The organism is Acinetobacter sp. WCHAc060006 (assembly GCF_004209135.1).
Lineage (GTDB): Bacteria > Pseudomonadota > Gammaproteobacteria > Pseudomonadales > Moraxellaceae > Acinetobacter > Acinetobacter cumulans.
In genome coordinates, this window is record NZ_SGSS01000028.1 from 1 (window position 1) to 18,726 (window position 18,726).

Annotated in this window: 20 protein-coding genes; 13 read left to right on the top strand and 7 right to left on the bottom strand. The window is 35.2% G+C overall.

Annotation, left to right across the window (positions count from 1 at the left end; translation table 11 throughout):
- Positions 1-499 precede the first annotated feature (499 nt).
- Positions 500-2,065: a sensor domain-containing diguanylate cyclase gene (locus tag EXE29_RS14085; protein ID WP_120364887.1), complete on the bottom strand. Its 1,566-nt coding sequence runs from the start codon at positions 2,063-2,065 to the stop codon at positions 500-502.
- A 323-nt stretch (positions 2,066-2,388) separates the two neighbouring features.
- Here EXE29_RS14085 and EXE29_RS14090 point away from each other — a divergent pair, with 323 nt between their 5' ends.
- The 4 genes from EXE29_RS14090 to EXE29_RS14105 all read left to right on the top strand — a co-directional run bounded on the left by EXE29_RS14090 (position 2,389) and on the right by EXE29_RS14105 (position 5,318).
- Positions 2,389-2,586: a hypothetical protein gene (locus EXE29_RS14090; protein ID WP_117008047.1), complete on the top strand. Its 198-nt coding sequence runs from the start codon at positions 2,389-2,391 to the stop codon at positions 2,584-2,586.
- A 168-nt stretch (positions 2,587-2,754) separates the two neighbouring features.
- Positions 2,755-2,928 (top strand): type II toxin-antitoxin system HigB family toxin, encoded by a 174-nt coding sequence (locus EXE29_RS17885; RefSeq protein WP_350337704.1) that lies wholly within the window; start codon positions 2,755-2,757, stop codon positions 2,926-2,928.
- A 512-nt stretch (positions 2,929-3,440) separates the two neighbouring features.
- Entirely contained in the window at positions 3,441-3,722 is a 282-nt protein-coding gene (locus EXE29_RS14100; RefSeq protein ID WP_106986345.1) for a hypothetical protein, read from the top strand.
- A 435-nt stretch (positions 3,723-4,157) separates the two neighbouring features.
- Positions 4,158-5,318, top strand: coding sequence for an MFS transporter (locus EXE29_RS14105; RefSeq protein ID WP_117008027.1), 1,161 nt, complete (start codon positions 4,158-4,160; stop codon positions 5,316-5,318).
- A gap of 42 nt (positions 5,319-5,360) precedes the next feature.
- On the opposite strand, the gene EXE29_RS14110 is transcribed toward EXE29_RS14105, so the two are convergent.
- Positions 5,361-6,776, bottom strand: coding sequence for a GGDEF domain-containing protein (locus EXE29_RS14110; protein ID WP_120364888.1), 1,416 nt, complete (start codon positions 6,774-6,776; stop codon positions 5,361-5,363).
- 254 nt (positions 6,777-7,030) lie between these two features.
- Here EXE29_RS14110 and EXE29_RS14115 point away from each other — a divergent pair, with 254 nt between their 5' ends.
- Positions 7,031-7,513, top strand: a complete 483-nt coding sequence (locus EXE29_RS14115; protein WP_117008029.1) for a hypothetical protein — start codon at positions 7,031-7,033, stop codon at positions 7,511-7,513.
- Positions 7,514-7,569: 56 nt separating this feature from the next.
- Here EXE29_RS14115 and accC read toward each other — a convergent pair whose 3' ends face one another.
- From accC to aroQ, 3 genes are read right to left on the bottom strand one after another with little or no spacing between them, the layout of a single operon-like run.
- The gene (gene accC / locus EXE29_RS14120) at positions 7,570-8,934 is read right to left on the bottom strand and encodes an acetyl-CoA carboxylase biotin carboxylase subunit (RefSeq protein WP_106986341.1); all 1,365 of its coding nucleotides are present in this window, start codon (positions 8,932-8,934) and stop codon (positions 7,570-7,572) included.
- Between the two features lie 17 nt (positions 8,935-8,951).
- On the bottom strand, positions 8,952-9,368 hold the full coding sequence (locus tag EXE29_RS14125; RefSeq protein WP_106986340.1) for an acetyl-CoA carboxylase biotin carboxyl carrier protein: 417 nt from the start codon (positions 9,366-9,368) through the stop codon (positions 8,952-8,954).
- Positions 9,369-9,385: 17 nt separating this feature from the next.
- Positions 9,386-9,841 carry a type II 3-dehydroquinate dehydratase gene (gene aroQ / locus EXE29_RS14130; protein ID WP_106986339.1) on the bottom strand — a complete coding sequence of 152 codons (456 nt, stop codon included), beginning with the start codon at positions 9,839-9,841 and terminating at the stop codon, positions 9,386-9,388.
- Positions 9,842-11,080: 1,239 nt separating this feature from the next.
- Between aroQ and EXE29_RS14135 the strand changes: the two genes are divergently transcribed.
- The 8 genes from EXE29_RS14135 (at position 11,081) to EXE29_RS14170 (ending at position 16,987) form a co-directional block, all read left to right on the top strand.
- A complete protein-coding gene (locus EXE29_RS14135) occupies positions 11,081-11,560 on the top strand; it encodes a hypothetical protein (RefSeq protein ID WP_130125667.1) in 480 nt (159 codons plus the stop codon).
- Between the two features lie 294 nt (positions 11,561-11,854).
- On the top strand, positions 11,855-12,196 hold the full coding sequence (locus tag EXE29_RS14140) for an immunity protein Imm33 domain-containing protein (protein WP_117008031.1): 342 nt from the start codon (positions 11,855-11,857) through the stop codon (positions 12,194-12,196).
- A complete protein-coding gene (locus EXE29_RS14145) occupies positions 12,186-12,569 on the top strand; it encodes a hypothetical protein (RefSeq protein ID WP_106986336.1) in 384 nt (127 codons plus the stop codon). Before EXE29_RS14140 ends, EXE29_RS14145 begins: the two co-directional genes overlap by 11 nt.
- 1,198 nt (positions 12,570-13,767) lie before the next feature.
- Positions 13,768-14,259 carry a DUF6685 family protein gene (locus EXE29_RS14150; RefSeq protein WP_165382504.1) on the top strand — a complete coding sequence of 164 codons (492 nt, stop codon included), beginning with the start codon at positions 13,768-13,770 and terminating at the stop codon, positions 14,257-14,259.
- A 93-nt stretch (positions 14,260-14,352) separates the two neighbouring features.
- Positions 14,353-14,772, top strand: coding sequence for a YeeE/YedE family protein (locus EXE29_RS14155; RefSeq protein ID WP_106986333.1), 420 nt, complete (start codon positions 14,353-14,355; stop codon positions 14,770-14,772).
- A complete protein-coding gene (locus EXE29_RS14160; RefSeq protein WP_117008035.1) occupies positions 14,769-15,185 on the top strand; it encodes a DUF6691 family protein in 417 nt (138 codons plus the stop codon). The genes EXE29_RS14155 and EXE29_RS14160 overlap by 4 nt, the downstream gene beginning before the upstream one ends.
- Positions 15,186-15,189: 4 nt before the next feature.
- Positions 15,190-16,062 carry an MBL fold metallo-hydrolase gene (locus EXE29_RS14165; RefSeq protein ID WP_117008036.1) on the top strand — a complete coding sequence of 291 codons (873 nt, stop codon included), beginning with the start codon at positions 15,190-15,192 and terminating at the stop codon, positions 16,060-16,062.
- A 163-nt stretch (positions 16,063-16,225) separates the two neighbouring features.
- Complete coding sequence (locus EXE29_RS14170; protein WP_117008037.1) at positions 16,226-16,987, top strand: alpha/beta fold hydrolase; 762 nt, start codon at positions 16,226-16,228, stop codon at positions 16,985-16,987.
- Between the two features lie 97 nt (positions 16,988-17,084).
- Here the strand turns inward: EXE29_RS14170 and EXE29_RS14175 are convergent, their stop codons facing one another.
- A complete protein-coding gene (locus EXE29_RS14175) occupies positions 17,085-18,065 on the bottom strand; it encodes a M15 family metallopeptidase (protein ID WP_120364890.1) in 981 nt (326 codons plus the stop codon).
- A complete protein-coding gene (locus tag EXE29_RS14180; protein WP_130125668.1) occupies positions 18,062-18,619 on the bottom strand; it encodes a hypothetical protein in 558 nt (185 codons plus the stop codon). Before EXE29_RS14180 ends, EXE29_RS14175 begins: the two co-directional genes overlap by 4 nt.
- Positions 18,620-18,726 lie beyond the last annotated feature (107 nt).

Genomic DNA, 18,726 nt, shown 5'->3' on the forward strand with positions numbered 1-18,726 from the left:
GAAAAATATTATGGAAATTAGAAAAATTGGAATGTTATAAATAAAGAATATACAGAAAGAGGGCTTGGAGGATGTGATAAGGCATCACAGAATACCGTTAGGAGATAATGCTGTCATTGTTTACATTACCAACTTTTAAGTCCTGCATTATAGAATGTAGACTCATTATTAAAGCGTGACTATTTAGACTGGTTTTTAAAAAAATAAAATATATCAATAATTAGCTGCAGTGAATTGGTATTCGATGTCATATTATTAAGAGCTTATCTTAGAAGTTAAAATACAACTAAATAAGTACTTGCTGAGCTATTGTCACTATATTATTTTCAATTTAAAGAGTGGTGACATTTATATTTTAATCATTGAAATAAAGAAAAACACCATGAGAGAATCTCTTTTATGATCTTTAATAGGCTATATAAGAGCCTAAACAGCATGAAAAACTATTAATATGGTGAGACGTAAAGTAATTTAAATGGATAAGTAAAAGATTTTTTAATTAACATACTTGGTTACGACCTAAATTTTTTGCTTGATACAACCGATTATCCGCTATTTTAAATATTTCTTGTATGTCTTCATTATCTTCAGGATAGAAAGCAATTCCAATCGATATGGTTACCTTCGGCAGATTGTCGGACTGTAAATTTTCCATTCTTTTACGAAGCCTTTCAGCTGCTTTATAAACAGAGTGAGCTTCAGCACTATGTACCAAAACAACAAACTCCTCACCACCTAAACGACAGCAGACATCATTCTCACGGAAATTTTGCTTAATCTGCTGTGCAAGTGAGATTAAGACAGCATCGCCTTGGTCATGTCCGTATGTATCATTAACCTGTTTAAAATGATCCACATCAATCATTAATAATGCAAACTCGCTATGCATTTTTTTTAATTCATTAATAAATAGATCCATACCACGACGGTTAAATAAACCAGTGAGTGGATCTGTATTGATATGTTGATTCAATTCACTAATCTTATCTTTAAATTTTTTAGAACTAAATAGTAAAGCAGTGCGAAAGCGTAAAACCTCAAAGTACCATGGATTAATTTCGCGAATTTTATCATCCGTTTCTGGCTGATTTAATATACCTGCCATTTGCGCAAGACTATGTAACGGTGAGGAAATATAATAAGTTATCCTCCAAATAATTATAAATATGAGAACATAAAATATAAATATTCCAAATGCGGCTTTGAGTAAAATACTATTGGCTTGTTCTAAAAGCTCTTCTGTAGGTTGCTGTGAAACTACTAGCCAGTTCACACTAGGAATATGAGAAAAACCTGCGAGATTGTCTATACCTTTACTATTTACTAAATGAATTGAGCCATTTTTATACTGTTTCATGTAGTCTAGGCCAGTATTTCCGATAATTTTTTCACCAATTCGTGTAGGATCAGGATGGAAAATAATTCGATTATCTTGATCTACGACATACATATAGCTTCTTTTATAATCATAGGAACCAGATAGAAGCTGATTTATTAAATTTTTGCGTTGTAAATATATTGATCCAGTGATCATACCTTGGTAATTTCGGTTTTGATCAAAAATAGGTTGCGTCATTAAGACAATAAGATTATTGGATATTGCTAGATACGGCGGGGAAATATATGTCTTTTTCAGTTTTAATGATTGTTCTATACCGACAGTTCGGTGACTAACATTCGTATTAAATTTAAAATTATGCGGTTCAAAATGTTTGATGATCGCATTTTGATCTACGACAGAAACGGTATTGAAATTATTGGATTGGTATTTAAGTCGATGTAATTCACTTTTGATAATAGTTTGATTACTAAAGTCATGACCAATAATTTTTGCACTATAATTTAATCCTTGTAGCATGCTTTTTAGGTGTTGATCTGCACTAATTGCAACTTTTGAAGCATATTTTTGATTTGTTAAAAGAGAGTTTTCTATTAATTGTTTTTTAATGACATAGTTGATAATGCAAATTGATGCAATAAATAGACAAGAAACACAGATGATATTTAGGATTAAAATCAGCTTTTGTAAATCTAATTTTAAAAATGCCGCAATCTTCTTTAGCACCCGTCATATCCTATGTTTGAGTTGAGTTATCTTAGTATATTTTTAGTACTTCGGCCAATATTTTATGAAACAGATCACATTTTATTCCATATTCTTTTTGTATTCTGAAGACATAGTATATTGTAATGTTTTCCACATCAATAGAATCAATACATAGTGTAATGAATTGAGACAATCTATTTAAATGATGAATCATGCCTGCAAAAAAAAATCTAAAAACGATTTATTTGCTTTATTTTGCTAATTAAGTCACATTTAAGATAAATATTGTTTACTGTACATCAATAAGTTGTATGTGCTTTAGATTGATAGAGGTAAATGATATGAATGCTATTATGTGGGATGAAGAAAGTATTTTTCCAGAAAAAATCGAAAATTTTAAGAAATTCTTAAAAAAATACCTTAAATTAAATAATTGCACTACTTTACTGGAAAATAAGCCTTTTCATTACGATCCCGAACGCGATGAGTTTTTAAATCGAGATATTCAAGAGTATTACCACCTTTGGTCGATGGTCTAACTTATTGAATGACATATTGTAAAATAATGGATTGAAAATATAGCTACTTTACGTCTTAAAATATTAAGTTAAGGTAAATATAAAAAATAGCTAGGATTTGAAAATCAACCGTTTATTATAAAAAGTGGTTACAACTGATGGTGTAAAAATAACAAAACTTTTTGAAGTATTGGGAAGGTTGATGATCCTAATGATTTTGCGGAAATGAAGTTGCTCTTTCTTGCTACAAAAAGTGTGAAAGTTGTATCTTATTTTATAGTAGGTAGAAATAAAATACGGTTACTTGCGGTTGTAATGTATCAGGCAAAGCACGTATACATTCGTTATATCTTTCCCCCATAAAGAATTTGGCAAAGCTAAATTGAATGAGTCTGTATGAATGGGCTTTGTTATATAAAAGTGAAAATAACTAGACCACTTTTATCCAAGTGCTTCAATTTTTTTCAATAACTTATTTGCTCTCGAGACATAACGTGTTGATCTACTAAGGCTTTACATTCTTTATTGCTGGAATGATTAGCTACAAATCTCAATTTAAAAAATTTATCAGCTGTACTTTGTGTGACGGATAAGATTTGTATTGGCTGGATCAAACTGTTCATCAAAGTAAATCTTTGTGCTTGTAACTTGCGGACATTATTTGTGTTGAGCTGTATGCGTATATGAAGGATTTCAGCATCTATGATTGCTCTATGAATATGAATTATCTGGAAGTAGTACAAAAGGTTTACTTGGATAACAATAAATTGTAGGTAGATTTAATTTGTACTGAACATTACTCAGACAAAAAATGATAAAAATCACATTTTTCACTTATTATGTTGCTAAGTATAAATACTTTGTTGAGCATAGAAGTGAAAAAATTATTATTAGTTTTGAGCATATTTATGTCCATTCAAGCGTTCGCTGTTAACATGCAGTCGATTCGAGGAAATTTTGGTTTTGTTGAACTTGGTGATAGTTATAGCAAAATGCAAGATGTATTGGGTCATCCTGAATCTTCTTATGAGCATACTATTCGTGATGCGAGAGGACGAGCTCATCCAGCCATCACCTATAAATATAAAGTAGATAATTCTTACTATGCTATTACTGTCGTAGATGGAAATATTTACAAGATTGACTGGGAACGTTAAGACGATTTTTTATTGAAATCCTATTTTAAAAGCAGTCGAATCGATATATTTAAAAATTTTCTATAATTTAGAATCAGTAATTGCATAAAATTGGAACTAAGAGGATAACTTGCAATATGTTGTTGATTAGAATGAAGGGAATCTGCAATTTTTAAAATTAACTCGTACCACACGCTGATAAAGCAAATAACTTCTATCTAGAACTTCCTTATAATGGTTTTTTATACATAAAAACGATAAATTTAGATAAATATAAATACATGATTAATAATGTGTATTTTTCTCTAAAGTATACAAATTTTGAAATAATTTAATTAAAATAAATTTGTATACTGATTTGTATACCTGTTATCTCCTAAAACCGCCTTTTAGATGCAATGCAATACAACTCTAAAAAGTTAATAACTTGTTGTAAATACTAAGGAATATAGCTTAATGCTTAGCATTCCAATCCAGTCCAAACTAGGTGGATTCTACTTTTTCTACTATGCCATTGTTGGTACATTTATGCCATTTTGGAATCTTTATTTAGAAGACCAAGGGTTTAATTATCAACAAATTGGGTTGCTTTCATCCATTGCAATTATTACACGTTTTTTTGCGCCTTTTATTTGGGGGTGGATTGCAGACAAATCAGGAAAGCGTATGTTGCTGGTACGTATAGCAACATGGATGGAGTGTTGTATATGGTTACTGATTTTTATTATTCCTAATAGTTTTCAATCAATTGCATTACTTATGCTGATATTTAGTTTTTTTCAAAATGCGATATTGGCACAATTTGAAGGTGTGACCTTATTTTGGTTAGCAGAAAAAAGAGCACAATTATACGGTAAGGTCCGTAAATGGGGTTCTATAGGATTTATTATTGGGGTGTTTGGCATTGGAGCGTTGCTCGAAATAGTCCCAATATCAATGTTACCGATTATGTTGTTATGTATTGCCTCTTTGGCTTTTCTTTGGTCATTTACAATACGTGAACCAGCTACAGCACCTACATCGCAAAAAATACTAGAACCACTATGGCCCATTTTAAAACGTCCCGTGGTGGCAAGTTTTTTTGTCATAGAACTGATTATGCTATTTTCACATGCACCGTTTTATAGTTTTTATAGTAATTACTTAAAGCAAGCCAATTATAGTACAACAGAAATAGGCTTTTTGTGGTCAGTGGGAGTTATCGCAGAAATAATCATGTTTGCATATGCCAATTTATTTTTTACGCGCTTTTCATGGCGGATGTTGGTGGCAATCTGTTTAATTTTAACCAGCTTACGTTGGATAATGGCTGGACTTTTCCCTGACTTATTTGCAGTACAATTCTTTGCTCAATGCATTCATGCTTTTAGCTTTGGTTTATTTCATCTCATTGCAATGCGGATTATCTTCCAAAATTTTTCGGCGGGACAACAAGGTCGTGGGCAAGCCCTTTATAGTACGATGTGGGGACTTGGCGTGGCTATTGGTAGTATTTTAGCTGGGCATTATTGGGAAATATATACAGGGCAAGTAATGTTTGTTGTGGCAGGTATTGTGGTTCTATGTGGTTTATTCTTTGTAAAAGGCTTACCTAAAGCGGTGAATCTTAGCCATTAAGAAAAAGTTTGAGATCTAAAATGCACGATATTATTGCTTCTTTTAGCAGCTCATTATTACCTTGTTACGGCCTTGTTCCTTTGCTTGGTAAAGTGCAAAATCGGCTTTATTAATTAGATTTTGAATTGTTTCGGGTGATGTGGCTGCATATTGCGTCATGCCTATACTCACGGTAATTGGAATATCTGCTTGGCCATGAATTTGTATTGGTGAAGTTTCGATAATATTTCGCAATCTTTCCGAAATACGCAGAGCTTCATTGTGTTGAATGTTTTCTAAAAGAATAACGAATTCTTCACCACCTAGTCGTGCAAACAAATCTTTATCGCGTAAATGTTGGCGAATCTGTTCGGAAAACTGCTGTAAAACTTGATCCCCAGCATAATGGCCGTATTGATCATTAATTTTCTTAAAATGATCAATATCTAACATGAGTAGCGTAAAACTACGTTTAGGGTGAAGTGTTAAGAGCTCTTCACTGAGTTGGAAGAAGTAACGGCGGTTCATGGCTTGGGTTAAGCTATCGTAATTTGCAAAATAGAGAACTTTTTTATATAAGTGATGTCTATTTTCACTAATGATACACAGCAGTAAGGGTGCGAGACTGAGCATACACAAACCAATCCGCACTGACATGGACGTACTGAGATAAATCTCAGGGGATACAGCGACATAAAACTGGTTGAGACTGTGGTAGGTTGCAAGTAAGGCTAAAAAGTTAATAACAGTGACAGTAAAGAGTCGATAGCTAAGTGCAACCCAAATTAATGCAGCTAAAGGATAGAGTAAAGCACCAGGTCCAGAAAATAGATAAGTTAGGGCCACACAAAAAATAACAGCAATTGCCGGAAAAGCTTTTTGAATGGGGTAGGTTTTAGTACGACGATTATGAATAATTTTTTTGAATTCGTCATAGGTTGGGAATGCCAATACCAAAGGTAAAATTAAAATACAGTTCAACATTTCTCCTGTCCACCACATACTAAAATCGACCAGTAGGCGGTCTGTAGACATGAATGTATTGGGGACAAACGGAACGGTAAAAATAGCAAAGACAGCACTCGCTAAACATCCACCAAAAGTACAAATGCTAAACAAGCCTAAAAAAGTTAGACCTTGATGATATTTTCTATAGTTAATTTGGAAAAATTGTATAAAAAACAATGAAACGGCTGTATTAATTAAATTTGCGAAAGTTAAAATAGTGGTCAGTTGTAGAAAGTTACCCGTGAGTAAGTATGCAAGCATGTAGCCACAAAAAGCAACTAGCCAGCCACTGCTTGTATTTAAATTTGGATAGCGTAGAAAAATAGCGAGCAAGACAGCATTGGCTGGCCAAAAGAAAGCGAGAAAAGAAAGTGGTCGAGAAGCAATACCAACGAGACAGCTGATCAAGATAATCAGGGCAACGCCCAAAAAAACACTACTTTGTATGATATTCGGTGAGGCTGTACGCATAAATGGATTGACTTCCCTTATATAGCCTAAGTAATACGGTATTTATTGAAGCATTTTACTAAATTAATTATAAATGCACGAGTTGTCTCCGATGAAGCTCATTGTGTGAATACCATAAATATAAGGCATTAAATATGATAACGGGCATTGTTGAATATATTGGTGAAATGATTGTTATAAATTGGTGATTATTGGTGGTTTTTTAAAAAAATGTGTTAATTTAGCACACATGGATAATATGACTGAATAAACGTATGAAAAAGACATCTTTAACCATTTTACTAATGTTATGTGCTGGTGTAGCTTCTGCTTCAGATAATAAAAAAAATGATCAAAATCAAACTGTCACGCCACAACAAAATGTAGCTAATTCATTTAGGGTGATTACTCGTCCTGAAATTGTGGGTCTATGGGGAATGGAAATTCCAAATAATCGCAAGTGCATCGAATATTATAATTTCAAAAGCGATAATGATGTCATTATTAAAAGCGGTGAGGAGTGGTCATCTGGTATTTACGATTACCAACCTTCAGCACAACCAGACGAACAATTGCCTGCTTTAGTGTTGCAAGTAAAATTTGATAACAACCAAAAAGATTGTTCAGGCCAGCAAGTCGATCAAACTGGAGAAATTTCACAGTATTTTGTGAAATGGAAAAATCCAAGCACAATTAATTTCTGTAGTAATGATCAAGCTGAAAAATGTTTTGCAACTCTATATCGTGTATTGCCATAAGTGATTTAAAGCCAATAAAAAACCGCTCAATTGAGCGGTTTTTTATTTACTGTTGTTTATTCTTTTTCAGAATGACCTTCAACTTGTTTCAACATGTGCTTTTCTAAGTAATGGATATCCATTGCTTTTTGGCAGAAGTTTTCATCTTGTAGGATTAAATCTTTATGTAAAGGAATATTGGTTTTAATCCCTGTCAAAATGATTTCGTCTAAAGCTTGCTTCATACGTGCAATACAAGTTTCACGGTCTTTGCCATGAGCAATCAGTTTTGCAATCATAGAGTCGTAGTAAGGCGGAATACTATAACCTTGATAGATGTGAGAATCTAAACGAATGCCCGCACCACCTGGTGCATAGAAATGCTCAATTTTACCTGGTGAAGGCATAAAGGTTGTTGGATCTTCAGCATTAATACGGCATTCCATGGCATGACCCTTGCACTCGACATCTTCTTGTTCGATGTTAAGTCCGAGGCCTGCAGCAATGCGTAATTGTTGCTCAATAATATCGATACCTGTCACCATTTCAGTGACAGGGTGCTCTACCTGTACGCGTGTATTCATTTCAATAAAGAAGAATTCATCTTCTTCAAAAAGAAACTCGAAAGTACCTGCGCCACGGTATTGCATCATTTTACAAGCATTCACACATGCTTCTAAAATTTCTGCGCGTGCTTGTTCTGGTAAGCCCGGTGCTGGTGCTTCTTCAAGTACTTTTTGATGGCGGCGCTGTAAAGAGCAGTCACGGTCATACAGATGAATTGCATGGCCATTACCATCTGCTAACACTTGTACTTCTACATGGCGAGGTTTTTGTAAAAAACGTTCCATATAGACTGTATCATCGCCAAACCACATTTCAGCATCACGTTGTGCAGCTTGTACAGATTCGAGTAGGGTATCTACACGTTCTACAATACGCATACCACGACCACCACCACCAGAGGCAGCTTTTACGATCAGTGGGAAGCCAATTTCTTTGGCTTCAGCCAAGGCATTGTTTGGTGTAACTGCATGAGCAGAACCAGGTACAGTAGGCACACCAGCTTTACGCATTGCCATAATGGCAGAAACTTTGTTCCCCATCAGGCGAATATGTTCTGGGCGTGGGCCAATAAAGATAAAACCTGAGCTTTCTACAATTTCTGCGAATTCAGCATTTTCAGATAAAAAACCATATCCAGGGTGGATTGCATCAGCACCTGTAATTTCAGCCGCTGTAATAATGGCTGGAATATTTAGATAACTTTCACTGCTCGCACCTGGACCAATGCAGACTGCTTCATCACAAAAGCGTAAATGCATGAGGTCTTTATCTGCATCGGAATAAATCCCTACGGTTTTAATTCCTAAAGTTTTGCAGGCCCGTGTAATGCGTAGTGCAATTTCACCACGGTTTGCAATTAAAACTTTTTGCAACATTATTTTTCCCCGAGGTTTTAGGCGCGGTAGCGGAAAAGTGGTTGACCAAATTGAATCACTTCGCCATTTTTCACTAGAATTTCTTCAATCACACCACTTTGAGTTGCCTCAATTGGGTTCATGATTTTCATTGCTTCAATAATACCGAGTGTTTCACCTGCAGACACAGTTTGACCAACTTTTACAAATGGTGCTTCGCCCGGATTTGGTGCTGCATAGAACACACCAACCATTGGTGAAGTTTCAACAGCACCACGAGGTGATTTTGCTGCTGGTGTAGGTGCAGCAGGAGCAGGCATTGCTGGAACAGCTGCTGCTACAACTGGATTTCGACGTGTGAGAGCGATAGATTGATCGCCTTCTTTCACTTCGATTGCCTGTAAGTCAGATTCAATCATCAGGTCGATGAGTTTCTTGATTTTACGGATATCCATGAGACAGTATTCCTAAATTAAGATTGCAAAGTTGGTTGAATTTTGTCGATTGCAAAGTCAAGCGCTGACGCGTAGCCTTTTGCACCTAATCCGCAGATAACACCTACGGCTTTATCAGATAAATATGAATGATGGCGGAAAGCTTCACGTGCATGTACATTAGATAAATGTACTTCGATGAATGGAATTGCTACGCCAAGAAGTGCATCACGCACCGCAACCGATGTATGTGTTAAGGCTGCTGGATTGATAATGATAAATTGAACGCCGTCTTGTTGTGCTTGATGGATTCGGTCCACTACAGCACCTTCCCAATTGCTTTGGAAAGTTTGCAGAGAAATAGAGGCTTTTTGTGCTTGTTCGGTGAGTTGCTGGTTTATATCCTCAAGTGTGAGGTGTCCATAAACTTCTGGTTCGCGCTTTCCTAGCAAATTAAGATTCGGTCCGTGAATGACCAAAATGGTCGAACTCATTCAGCATGCTCCAATTAAAAAATTGCAAAATTACTTTGCAAGATATCTGCAAAGTTTGCGTATTATGGCACATTTTTCCATATTTTATTTATAAATTCTTTGAATTGACATGAATCTAGTGTGCCAGATTTGGGCTATATAATGCGAATTTTGCGGACATTTGGCAATGTTAAAAGATTACAAATTTTATAGTTATGTCTGTTTTTTACATTGTAAGCCGAATTGGCTAAAACTGTTATTATCATTTGTGTAACGGATGTTTTGATGTTGAAAAATGTAAGGAGGAAAATAGTCCTGCTTTAGATCCTATTGAACCTGCGCCGTATAGTGAGTCTATAAGATTGAGTTGAATCGATCGGTTGTTGTACTCACTCTTTCAAAATTTAAATGCATAATTTGATCTATGTGGAATCAAAATTAAACGTTTAAATTTTAGTGTACTTTTATGTTGAGCTTTTCTAAATTCACATTAGATATTAAACATAAATTATGATTAAAAACAGTATTTTGGCTAGTTACTCTAATTTAAGTCAGCGTATAAAGAAGAATTTGAATGTTTGGAAATAAAAAATCTAAATCTGATGTGTTACTTAAAACAATAACTAAGGGCTCATAGTTGATCAATTTTGTACTCACTGTGTGATACAGCACTTTTTAAGAAGTACGAAATTTTGAATAGGTTTGTAGATACATTGCGCATATACAAAATTTAAAAGCCATTGAGTGTACTTGAGAAAAGTTCAAAGCCTTGGATTGACGAATGTGCTCAATATTGTTTATTGAAGTTTCTACTTGTTTGAATGGATTTTAACCACAGGAATGGCAAAAGCACTATTTATGGGATTGGTTTATGTTTCATATATATATTGATGTTATTTCGATGGTATCTGTTTGAGCATTTTTATAGCATTAATGGCAGTCTAGGTTGACGCTATTCATGGGTAAGATAAGGTTTTGAGTGGAAGATGATGAAATCGGGGGGGGAATTGAGAACATTAGTCCAATAGTAGTTTAAAAGCAGTATGTAAATTGTCAGTATTAAAACAAAAGTACATTTTGTCGTGAGTGTTACTGTTTACTTTCAGCCTCTACAGAATCTTAAATGGCTCAAATGATTGCATATAATCATTTCAGATCATATTGTTGTGCTATGTTTAAAATATGAACAGAATGGTATTTAATACTTTATGGAAATAAATACATAAATATTGTCTATTTAAATGTTATGAGGGTGAGCTTGTGAAAAAATACATTTTAAAAAGTCTTGGACTGACCATGGTACTTAGTGCTCTTGTTGCATGTCAGACTACGCCTATGCCTCAAAAGAATGCTGCCTTGGGTTTGTTGATCTGTGAGCCAAATGAACTTTGCCCGATTGTGCAAGTGAGTTGGAATGAGCAAGCTTTAGATCATGTTGGTATTAAAGTATCATTAGATAGCGTACAACAAAATTACGATATCCAAAAAATTACCTTTAGTAATGGTACAGAAGAGTTAAGTTACGGTCCTACTGCGAAGACGACAAATCGTATGTACTTTGGTATGCACCGTTCTCAAAATAATTTTAGTATTCCTACATCGCTTGTTCATACATTGAAAGGAGATAATATTTCAATGTCAGTTCATACAAATCAAGGGACTTTAGAGCGTTATATTTATAAATCAGGCCAAGAGTCTTTAATTTATCAGCAACTCAAATCGATACGCGCCCAAAAATAAGCTTAATCATCGGCTTACAAATTTGAATAGACTCCAAGTGAGTAAGCTTACTTGGGGTTTTATATTGAGATCTCGAATAGTTACAAACTGTACTTAATGTATAGTCTACACGCTTGAAATCATCCGTCAGCTATCATTTGTAGAAAAAACTCACCGCGATTCAGTAAAGCACTTTATTTTACATTGATAAGAAGCTCAGACTGAATGAAGCTAAATCTGACTTCACTTGATTGTATAAGGTTAATGAAAGCCTTAAACTGCGTGCATGATTAAACACAGAAAAGAGCTTTAAAGATGGATGCTGATTTAATTGAAGAACAGCAGTTGGTCTGTGAAGAGTTTGGTTCGGCATATCGCGCCGTAAAAGAAACAGATACAGTAGCAATTGCCTTGCAAACCTTAAATAAAGAACCTGTAGTTGGTCTGCGTAAACTACCAGATGATAATAATGTATCGTGGTTTATTTATGGTGGTGAGTTAGATGCTTCAGAAGATTTTTTTGAGCTCATTAGTGTAAAAGAATTGATGAAAGAGTTCCCTGAAGCACTTCCATATTTAGCGCTGGACACTGGTTATAGGTTTATGATCGATTCAGATGATTATGAAGATGTGTGGAAAGAAGGCGATGAAGCATAAAAGTCTTTATGCATTTCTGCTGACTTGTACTGTGCTGTCATTAAGTCAGATGGCACAGTCTGAGGTCCTAACACAGCAAAATTATGATGCACAGATACAACATTATCTTGATGTAATTAAAGCAACTAAGCCTATTTTGGATGATCCAAAATCAACAGCAGATGCATCGGCGAAAAGTGAGGCTTTTTGCCAACGTATAGATGCCTATCAACGTATAGTGAAGTTGTCTGAAGACAATAGCCAACTCGATATGGCTTCTATCATGCACATGGCAGCTAAAAACTTTTTGGATCGACAGCAACAGAGTTTAACTAAATCTGGTATGACGACTGGCGCAATGTGTAAAACTACACCAGCAAAACCAGAGAAATGATTCAAAAATTGTAAAGAGAAGGCTTAAGTTGAAGCCAACTTGATAAAATGGCATATAACGACACAAAAATAGACAAAAGTGATAACTAGTTCGCATTAATATATAGGCTTAAGCTTAGACATAAATAATACTTCCCTGGTTATTTATGCTCTGGCTGAATAACTTCATCGTCATGCTTGATGTTATTCAATTAGCCACTGAAGAGTGGCTTTTTTTGCCTTATTTTTTTCCTAAGCTTCTTGCCTCAAGTATTCACTTCATACACGGCGCTTAGTAGCCAGCTTTGGATGATTTCTAACTAAGCTTTTGAGTTGTTTTTAATAGAATAAGCCTAAGCATCCTTCTTATATCTTATACAGCTTTATTGTTTTATATCGCTTCCAAAGAGAAAGAGTATTGATACGCTTTTAAGTATCTATGTATGGGAGGACGTGTTCTACTATCGCTAATCTGGTATTGATGTACGTGTGCTGTACAAATGACGTTGTACCCGTTCAAAGAGCTGTCGTATTTCATTATTTAGGTGACTTAAGCATTGTATATATCTAATAAAAATAAGATTGAGCGAGTATTTCATCTCAATTTTGAATTTTATGTCAAAAAATAGACAATAGTGAAGTTAATATGAATAAAAATATATGTTTGTTCGAAATTTCTCGGGGATATATCTCGTGAATTTTAAATATTATTAAGTTTTTTTAATAAAAATATAGGGTGAAATTCTATGATAATTGCCGTATTGGCGTGATTAGGATGCCTTAATGGATTTGAATACTTAACAAATAGAAGAAATTATCGAAACAATGGAGTAGAGGTGATGTTCGGTTCATTCTGGAGTGAAATTTTAGCTCAGTTTTCTCATAATTTTGCTTTGTATCGTTATTTAAAACAGAAGAGGACTACTAAGTTAGATTTAACGCAGCACAACTCGATTGATTTATCTGATGTCTTTGCATGGCATAATTTAAAAATTAAGGCGCTTAAGGATTATCATTTTTATAATAATGAACTTTATACGCATTTCATTTCTCATTTTAAGACCAGTGCCGAGGAGTTAGAACAGTTACGTGCTGTATTAACCCTATATTTGAAACGCAAATATATACTCAATATCAGGTTGATCTTTCAATGTTAAGTGGCTTCTCAAATTCTAAGTCGCCATTACAAGAGTTTCAAACGATAGATGCATTTTGTAGCGATGTTGTCATATCGGGAAATTAGGATCATTCATTCGCCAAATACAAGCACTGATGAATTTGTGGTTTTTGCTTGGTTAGAAAAACTATTTATTTCCAATTCTGGAGGTTCTCACCATTTGGCGGCCGCACACTATATTGCAAAGCAATTGAATTATGCGGTTCCCTTAATTGCAAATTTAAGGTGCTATGTATTGAATGAACATTACTTCAAAATATTCGATCAACATTATGTCGCCTTTGTATTGCCAAGGGCCGAATTGGATGATGCCTTTCAATATTTTGAGCAGAGTAATATACGCTTTATAAAATTAGTCGAAAGGCATAAAGAATTAGAAATCTTCTTTTTTGCTAGATCTACAGACAATCATAAAATTATTTCTATATTCGAAGAAAAGTATCGTTCACTCAATGAGATGATTTCTTGGTGTGTCGCTAAGCAAGCTCACAACGTCGTATTACAACAAATTCTATCTAAAAATAGTTGTTTATAATGAATTGTTCAAAGAATAGATGAAATAAGACTTGCATAAACAAAAAATATACATATTATAAAAACATATAATGTTTATTGGATCATCACTCCCATGCATGACTTTCTTTGGGCTTTTTTAGGTGGCGCCCTATTAGGCATTTCTGTCGTTGGTTATTTGTATATCAATGGCAAGATTGCAGGTATTAGTGGCATGATTGGTCAGATAATACATCCAGAAGGGCTTTTGCAGAAACCCGCATTTTGGTTTTTACTAGGGATTGTCGTGATCCCATTTATTTACGGTCTATTTATACAACCAGAAATTGTACTTAATGCGAGTATATGGCAATTGATTGTTGCTGGCTTGTTAGTCGGCTTTGGTACACGCCTTGGTTCAGGTTGTACTAGTGGGCATGGTATTTGTGGAATCAGTCGGCTCTCAAAGCGTTCATTAATTGCAACAGGCATATTTATGTTAACCGGTGCTATTACAGTATTTGTGGTACGTCATGTTGTAGGAGCAGGCGCATGAAAAATATTTTTGCTTTTCTGTTTGGTGGATTATTTTCAATTGGGTTAATGCTGTCAGGTATGTCTAATCCTGAGAAAGTATTAGGCTTTTTAGATGTTGCAGGCCAGTGGGACCCGAGTCTGGCATTTGTAATGATGGGTGCAATTTTAATTACATTTATACCATTCCAATTGGCTGTGCGCCGTAATCGACCCAAAACAGTTTTTGGTGATGCAATTGATTTACCACAAGCAACACAAATTGATTCTAAATTAATTTTAGGCGCTGCAATCTTTGGAATTGGTTGGGGTTTAACAGGTGTTTGTCCAGCACCAGCATTTACTTTAATTGGCTTAGGTTATACACAGATTTTATATTTCATTGTTGCGATGTTTATAGGCGTATTTGCCCATAAAAAAATTACAGGACATTAATTACATGGCGATAAAACCTTGGATTCAACATTTTTTTGATGAGCGGACCAATACGTTTAGTTATGTTGTTACTGATCCTGAGACAAAAAAATGCGCCGTAATTGATAGTGTATTAGATTATGATGCGGCTTCTGCGACAACGTATACCCAAAGTGCTGATCAAATTTTAGCTTTTGTTCAACAAAATAGCCTAAGCGTTGAATGGATTCTTGAAACTCATGTCCATGCAGATCATTTGACTGCGTCCCAATACCTAAAAGAAAAGGTGGGGGGTAAAGTTGCTATGAGCCACAATATTAAAATTGTGCAAGATACGTTTTCACAGATATATCATTTAGATATGAAAAGTATTAATGCTCAGCAAGTATTTGATTATCTATTTCAAGATCATGAAGCATTTAAGATTGGCAACTTATCAGCATATAACATACCAACACCTGGACATACCCCAGCATGTTTAAGCTATGTGATCGGTGACGCCGTATTTGTGGGTGATACGCTCTTTATGCCAGATTATGGAACAGCACGTTGTGACTTTCCAAAGGGCAGTGCATCGACCTTATTTGACTCGGTGCAAAACTTGTATCAATTGCCAGAGCAGACACGTGTATTTTTGTGCCATGACTATTTACCAGAAAATCGTTCCGAATATCATTGCGAAAGTAGTATTCAACTACAGAAACAGAGCAATATTCATATCAATGAAAATACTCAAAAACAAATGTTTGTTGATATGCGTCAGCGCCGTGATGCGTCATTGAGTATGCCAAAACTGATTTTACCGGCTATACAAGTGAACATGCGTGCAGGCCATTTCCCTGAGCCTGAGCAAAATGGCATTCGCTATTTAAAGCTCCCTTTGAATTATTTTAAGTAACCCATTCAATTTTATAACAAGGCTGATTATTTCAGCCTTTTTTCATTTACTAAAGCAAGTCAAAATAGCCTAAGCAAAAAAATTAAAATAATTTCACAATTGATTAAATTCTTAATAGACCACATCATAAAGTGTATTCAAAAGTTAGACCAAAGATAGCATTATGATTTTAAATTTCGAACATCATGAAAATCCCAAAAGTAATTCAAACCCTATTATTTTTATTCACGGATTATTTGGCAGCTTAAGTAATTTGGGAATGCTGGCTCGAAGCTATTTTGAAACACATGATGTCATTCAAGTCGATGTTCGCAATCATGGTAAATCAGGGCATGCGACTGATATGAACTATGCAGTAATGGCTCAGGATCTTGTAGAAACCTTAGATTCTTTGAAAATTGAAAAATTCAGTTTGGTGGGGCATTCTATGGGCGGAAAAATTGCCATGTATTTAGCCCAACAACATCCGAATCGAATTGAAAAATTAGCAATACTTGATATTGCACCATTTGCATATACGCAAAATCATCATGACCAAATTTTCAAAGCATTAATAGCTGTTGAACAGGCAACTTTATCTACGCGTAGTGAAGTCATTGCATTGATGAAACAATACATTCAAGAAGAAATGGTTATTCAATTTTTATTAAAATCATGGCATAAAGGACAGTGGCTATTTAATGTAAATGCTTTATATACACATTATGCAGATATTATCTCTTGGCCAACTTCTACAGTATTTACTGGACCTACATTATTTTTAAAAGGTGAAAAATCACCGTATATTGAAAAAGATGAACATTTTGAAGCGATTCGTACTCAATTTCCACATGCAGACATTCAAAATATTGCAGAAGCAGGACATTGGTTGCATGCAGAGCAAACCACGGCCGTACTTAATACATTAAATAGTTTTTTAAAATAATGAAATGAGCTGAGTTGAAATCATAAAGGGTTTCAATATACATGATTAAAAAAAGGGCATCTGAGCTGAATAAAGCGGAATATCAATGTGAATCCATTTATGGATTCACGTTGATATTTGAAGCTTGCAACTGACCTTCTGACGTGAGTTTTTCCGCCATTTCACGCGTTTTTACTAGACCAGGCATGCGGTACTCAGTATGTCCATAATCTTGTATCGATTTCCAACGGCCACCCCAAGTTAAACCGACAGATTCTGCTACTTGGCCGTAGAGTTGATATCCGCGCATGGCCCAAGGGTCACGTTCAGAAATAACCACTTTACCATCACGTTTAAATGCAATATCGGCAGCTAAGCCAAACTGATGATAGCTTTGAAATCCTTTGGCACGAGTTGTATTAATATTCGTCGCTAAGTTATTTTGCCGTTCAGGGCTACGATATCCCTCAAGTAAAACCATCTCGTAGCCATGCTGTTCACGCATCGTTTTCATGACCATCAATAAACGCTGCTTAAAACGCGGATTCATCTTATGCCATTTACGATCAGCTCCAGCTAAATCATTATGGCTATGTGCTTCAAATACGGCGTCATCAGGCATCGTTAAATTTGTTGGGACGGTATTGGTTGCAGAGATTACTGAGTTATTCATGCTTTCTAAGGCCAATGCTTCTGCAATGGCATCTTGTACTAGGTTTTCTTCTACTTCGGCGGGTGCATCTAACATTTCACCATTTAGCATTGCAAAAATCTGTGGATCAACTTTTTTTAGATAGTCAGCTTCCATTTTTGACGCAGTCACGGGTTGAGTAAATGCAAATAATAAAATACTGGAAAACAGTACAGCTCCAGCGATTAATATCCACCATTGTTGTAAATGCCAATGCGATTGAATTTGCTCAGGTGAGGCTGCCGAATTCAGCTCATGTGCAAATTGTTTGGCATTTGTCCAACGATCTTTGCTTTTTGGAATTAAAGATGCAAAAAAACTGTGAAGTATTTGTCTAAGCTCATACGACAGCAATAATGCCGAGACAAAGCTTAAAATTAAAAAACATGTAAAAAGCAGAATAATCATGATTCAGCTTTGGGTTCTTTTGGTGTTTCCTTAACTGGCGTAACTGTTTTAGTTACAGTCACCTGTAATGAGCCACGTGGAGACTCTGGTTCAGGTTCTTCAATGACGGTTGGTTTAGTCGGTTTTACGGCTGCTTTAACAACGGGCGTCGGGATAGGTGTAGGCTTAACTTGAGTTTGTAAAGGTCGAGTTTGTGCGGGATTAGGTTTTGTTGTTTTAATGGTATTAACAACAATATTTTTAGGTTCTGTTTGGGTCAAGGCAAATGGATCTTGAGTATGACCAGTAGTAGGTTGTGTCCTTGTCAGCTGTTGCGGTTTTGCTGTTGGATGTTTAAATACATTTACAGGATCAACAGCCTGAACATTAGGGTCATCATTTGAAGTATGAACTGTTTGCTCATGTTGTGTTTGCGTATGATCAGCAATATTTTCATCCGCTGTCATGACACGTGCTGGTGCTACATTCGACTCACTGAGTACATGCTCTTGTAACTCTGTAGGCTGACTTGTAAGAAGATCTGTATTTTTACTGTCACTCGCTTGCATATTCATAAAAATGAAACCTGCAATTGAAATCACAGAAACACCTGCTAAAAAACCAATCACAGCGGTTATTAGGGGTGATATTGTTGTCTTTTTAGTCGATTGTAATATTCGAA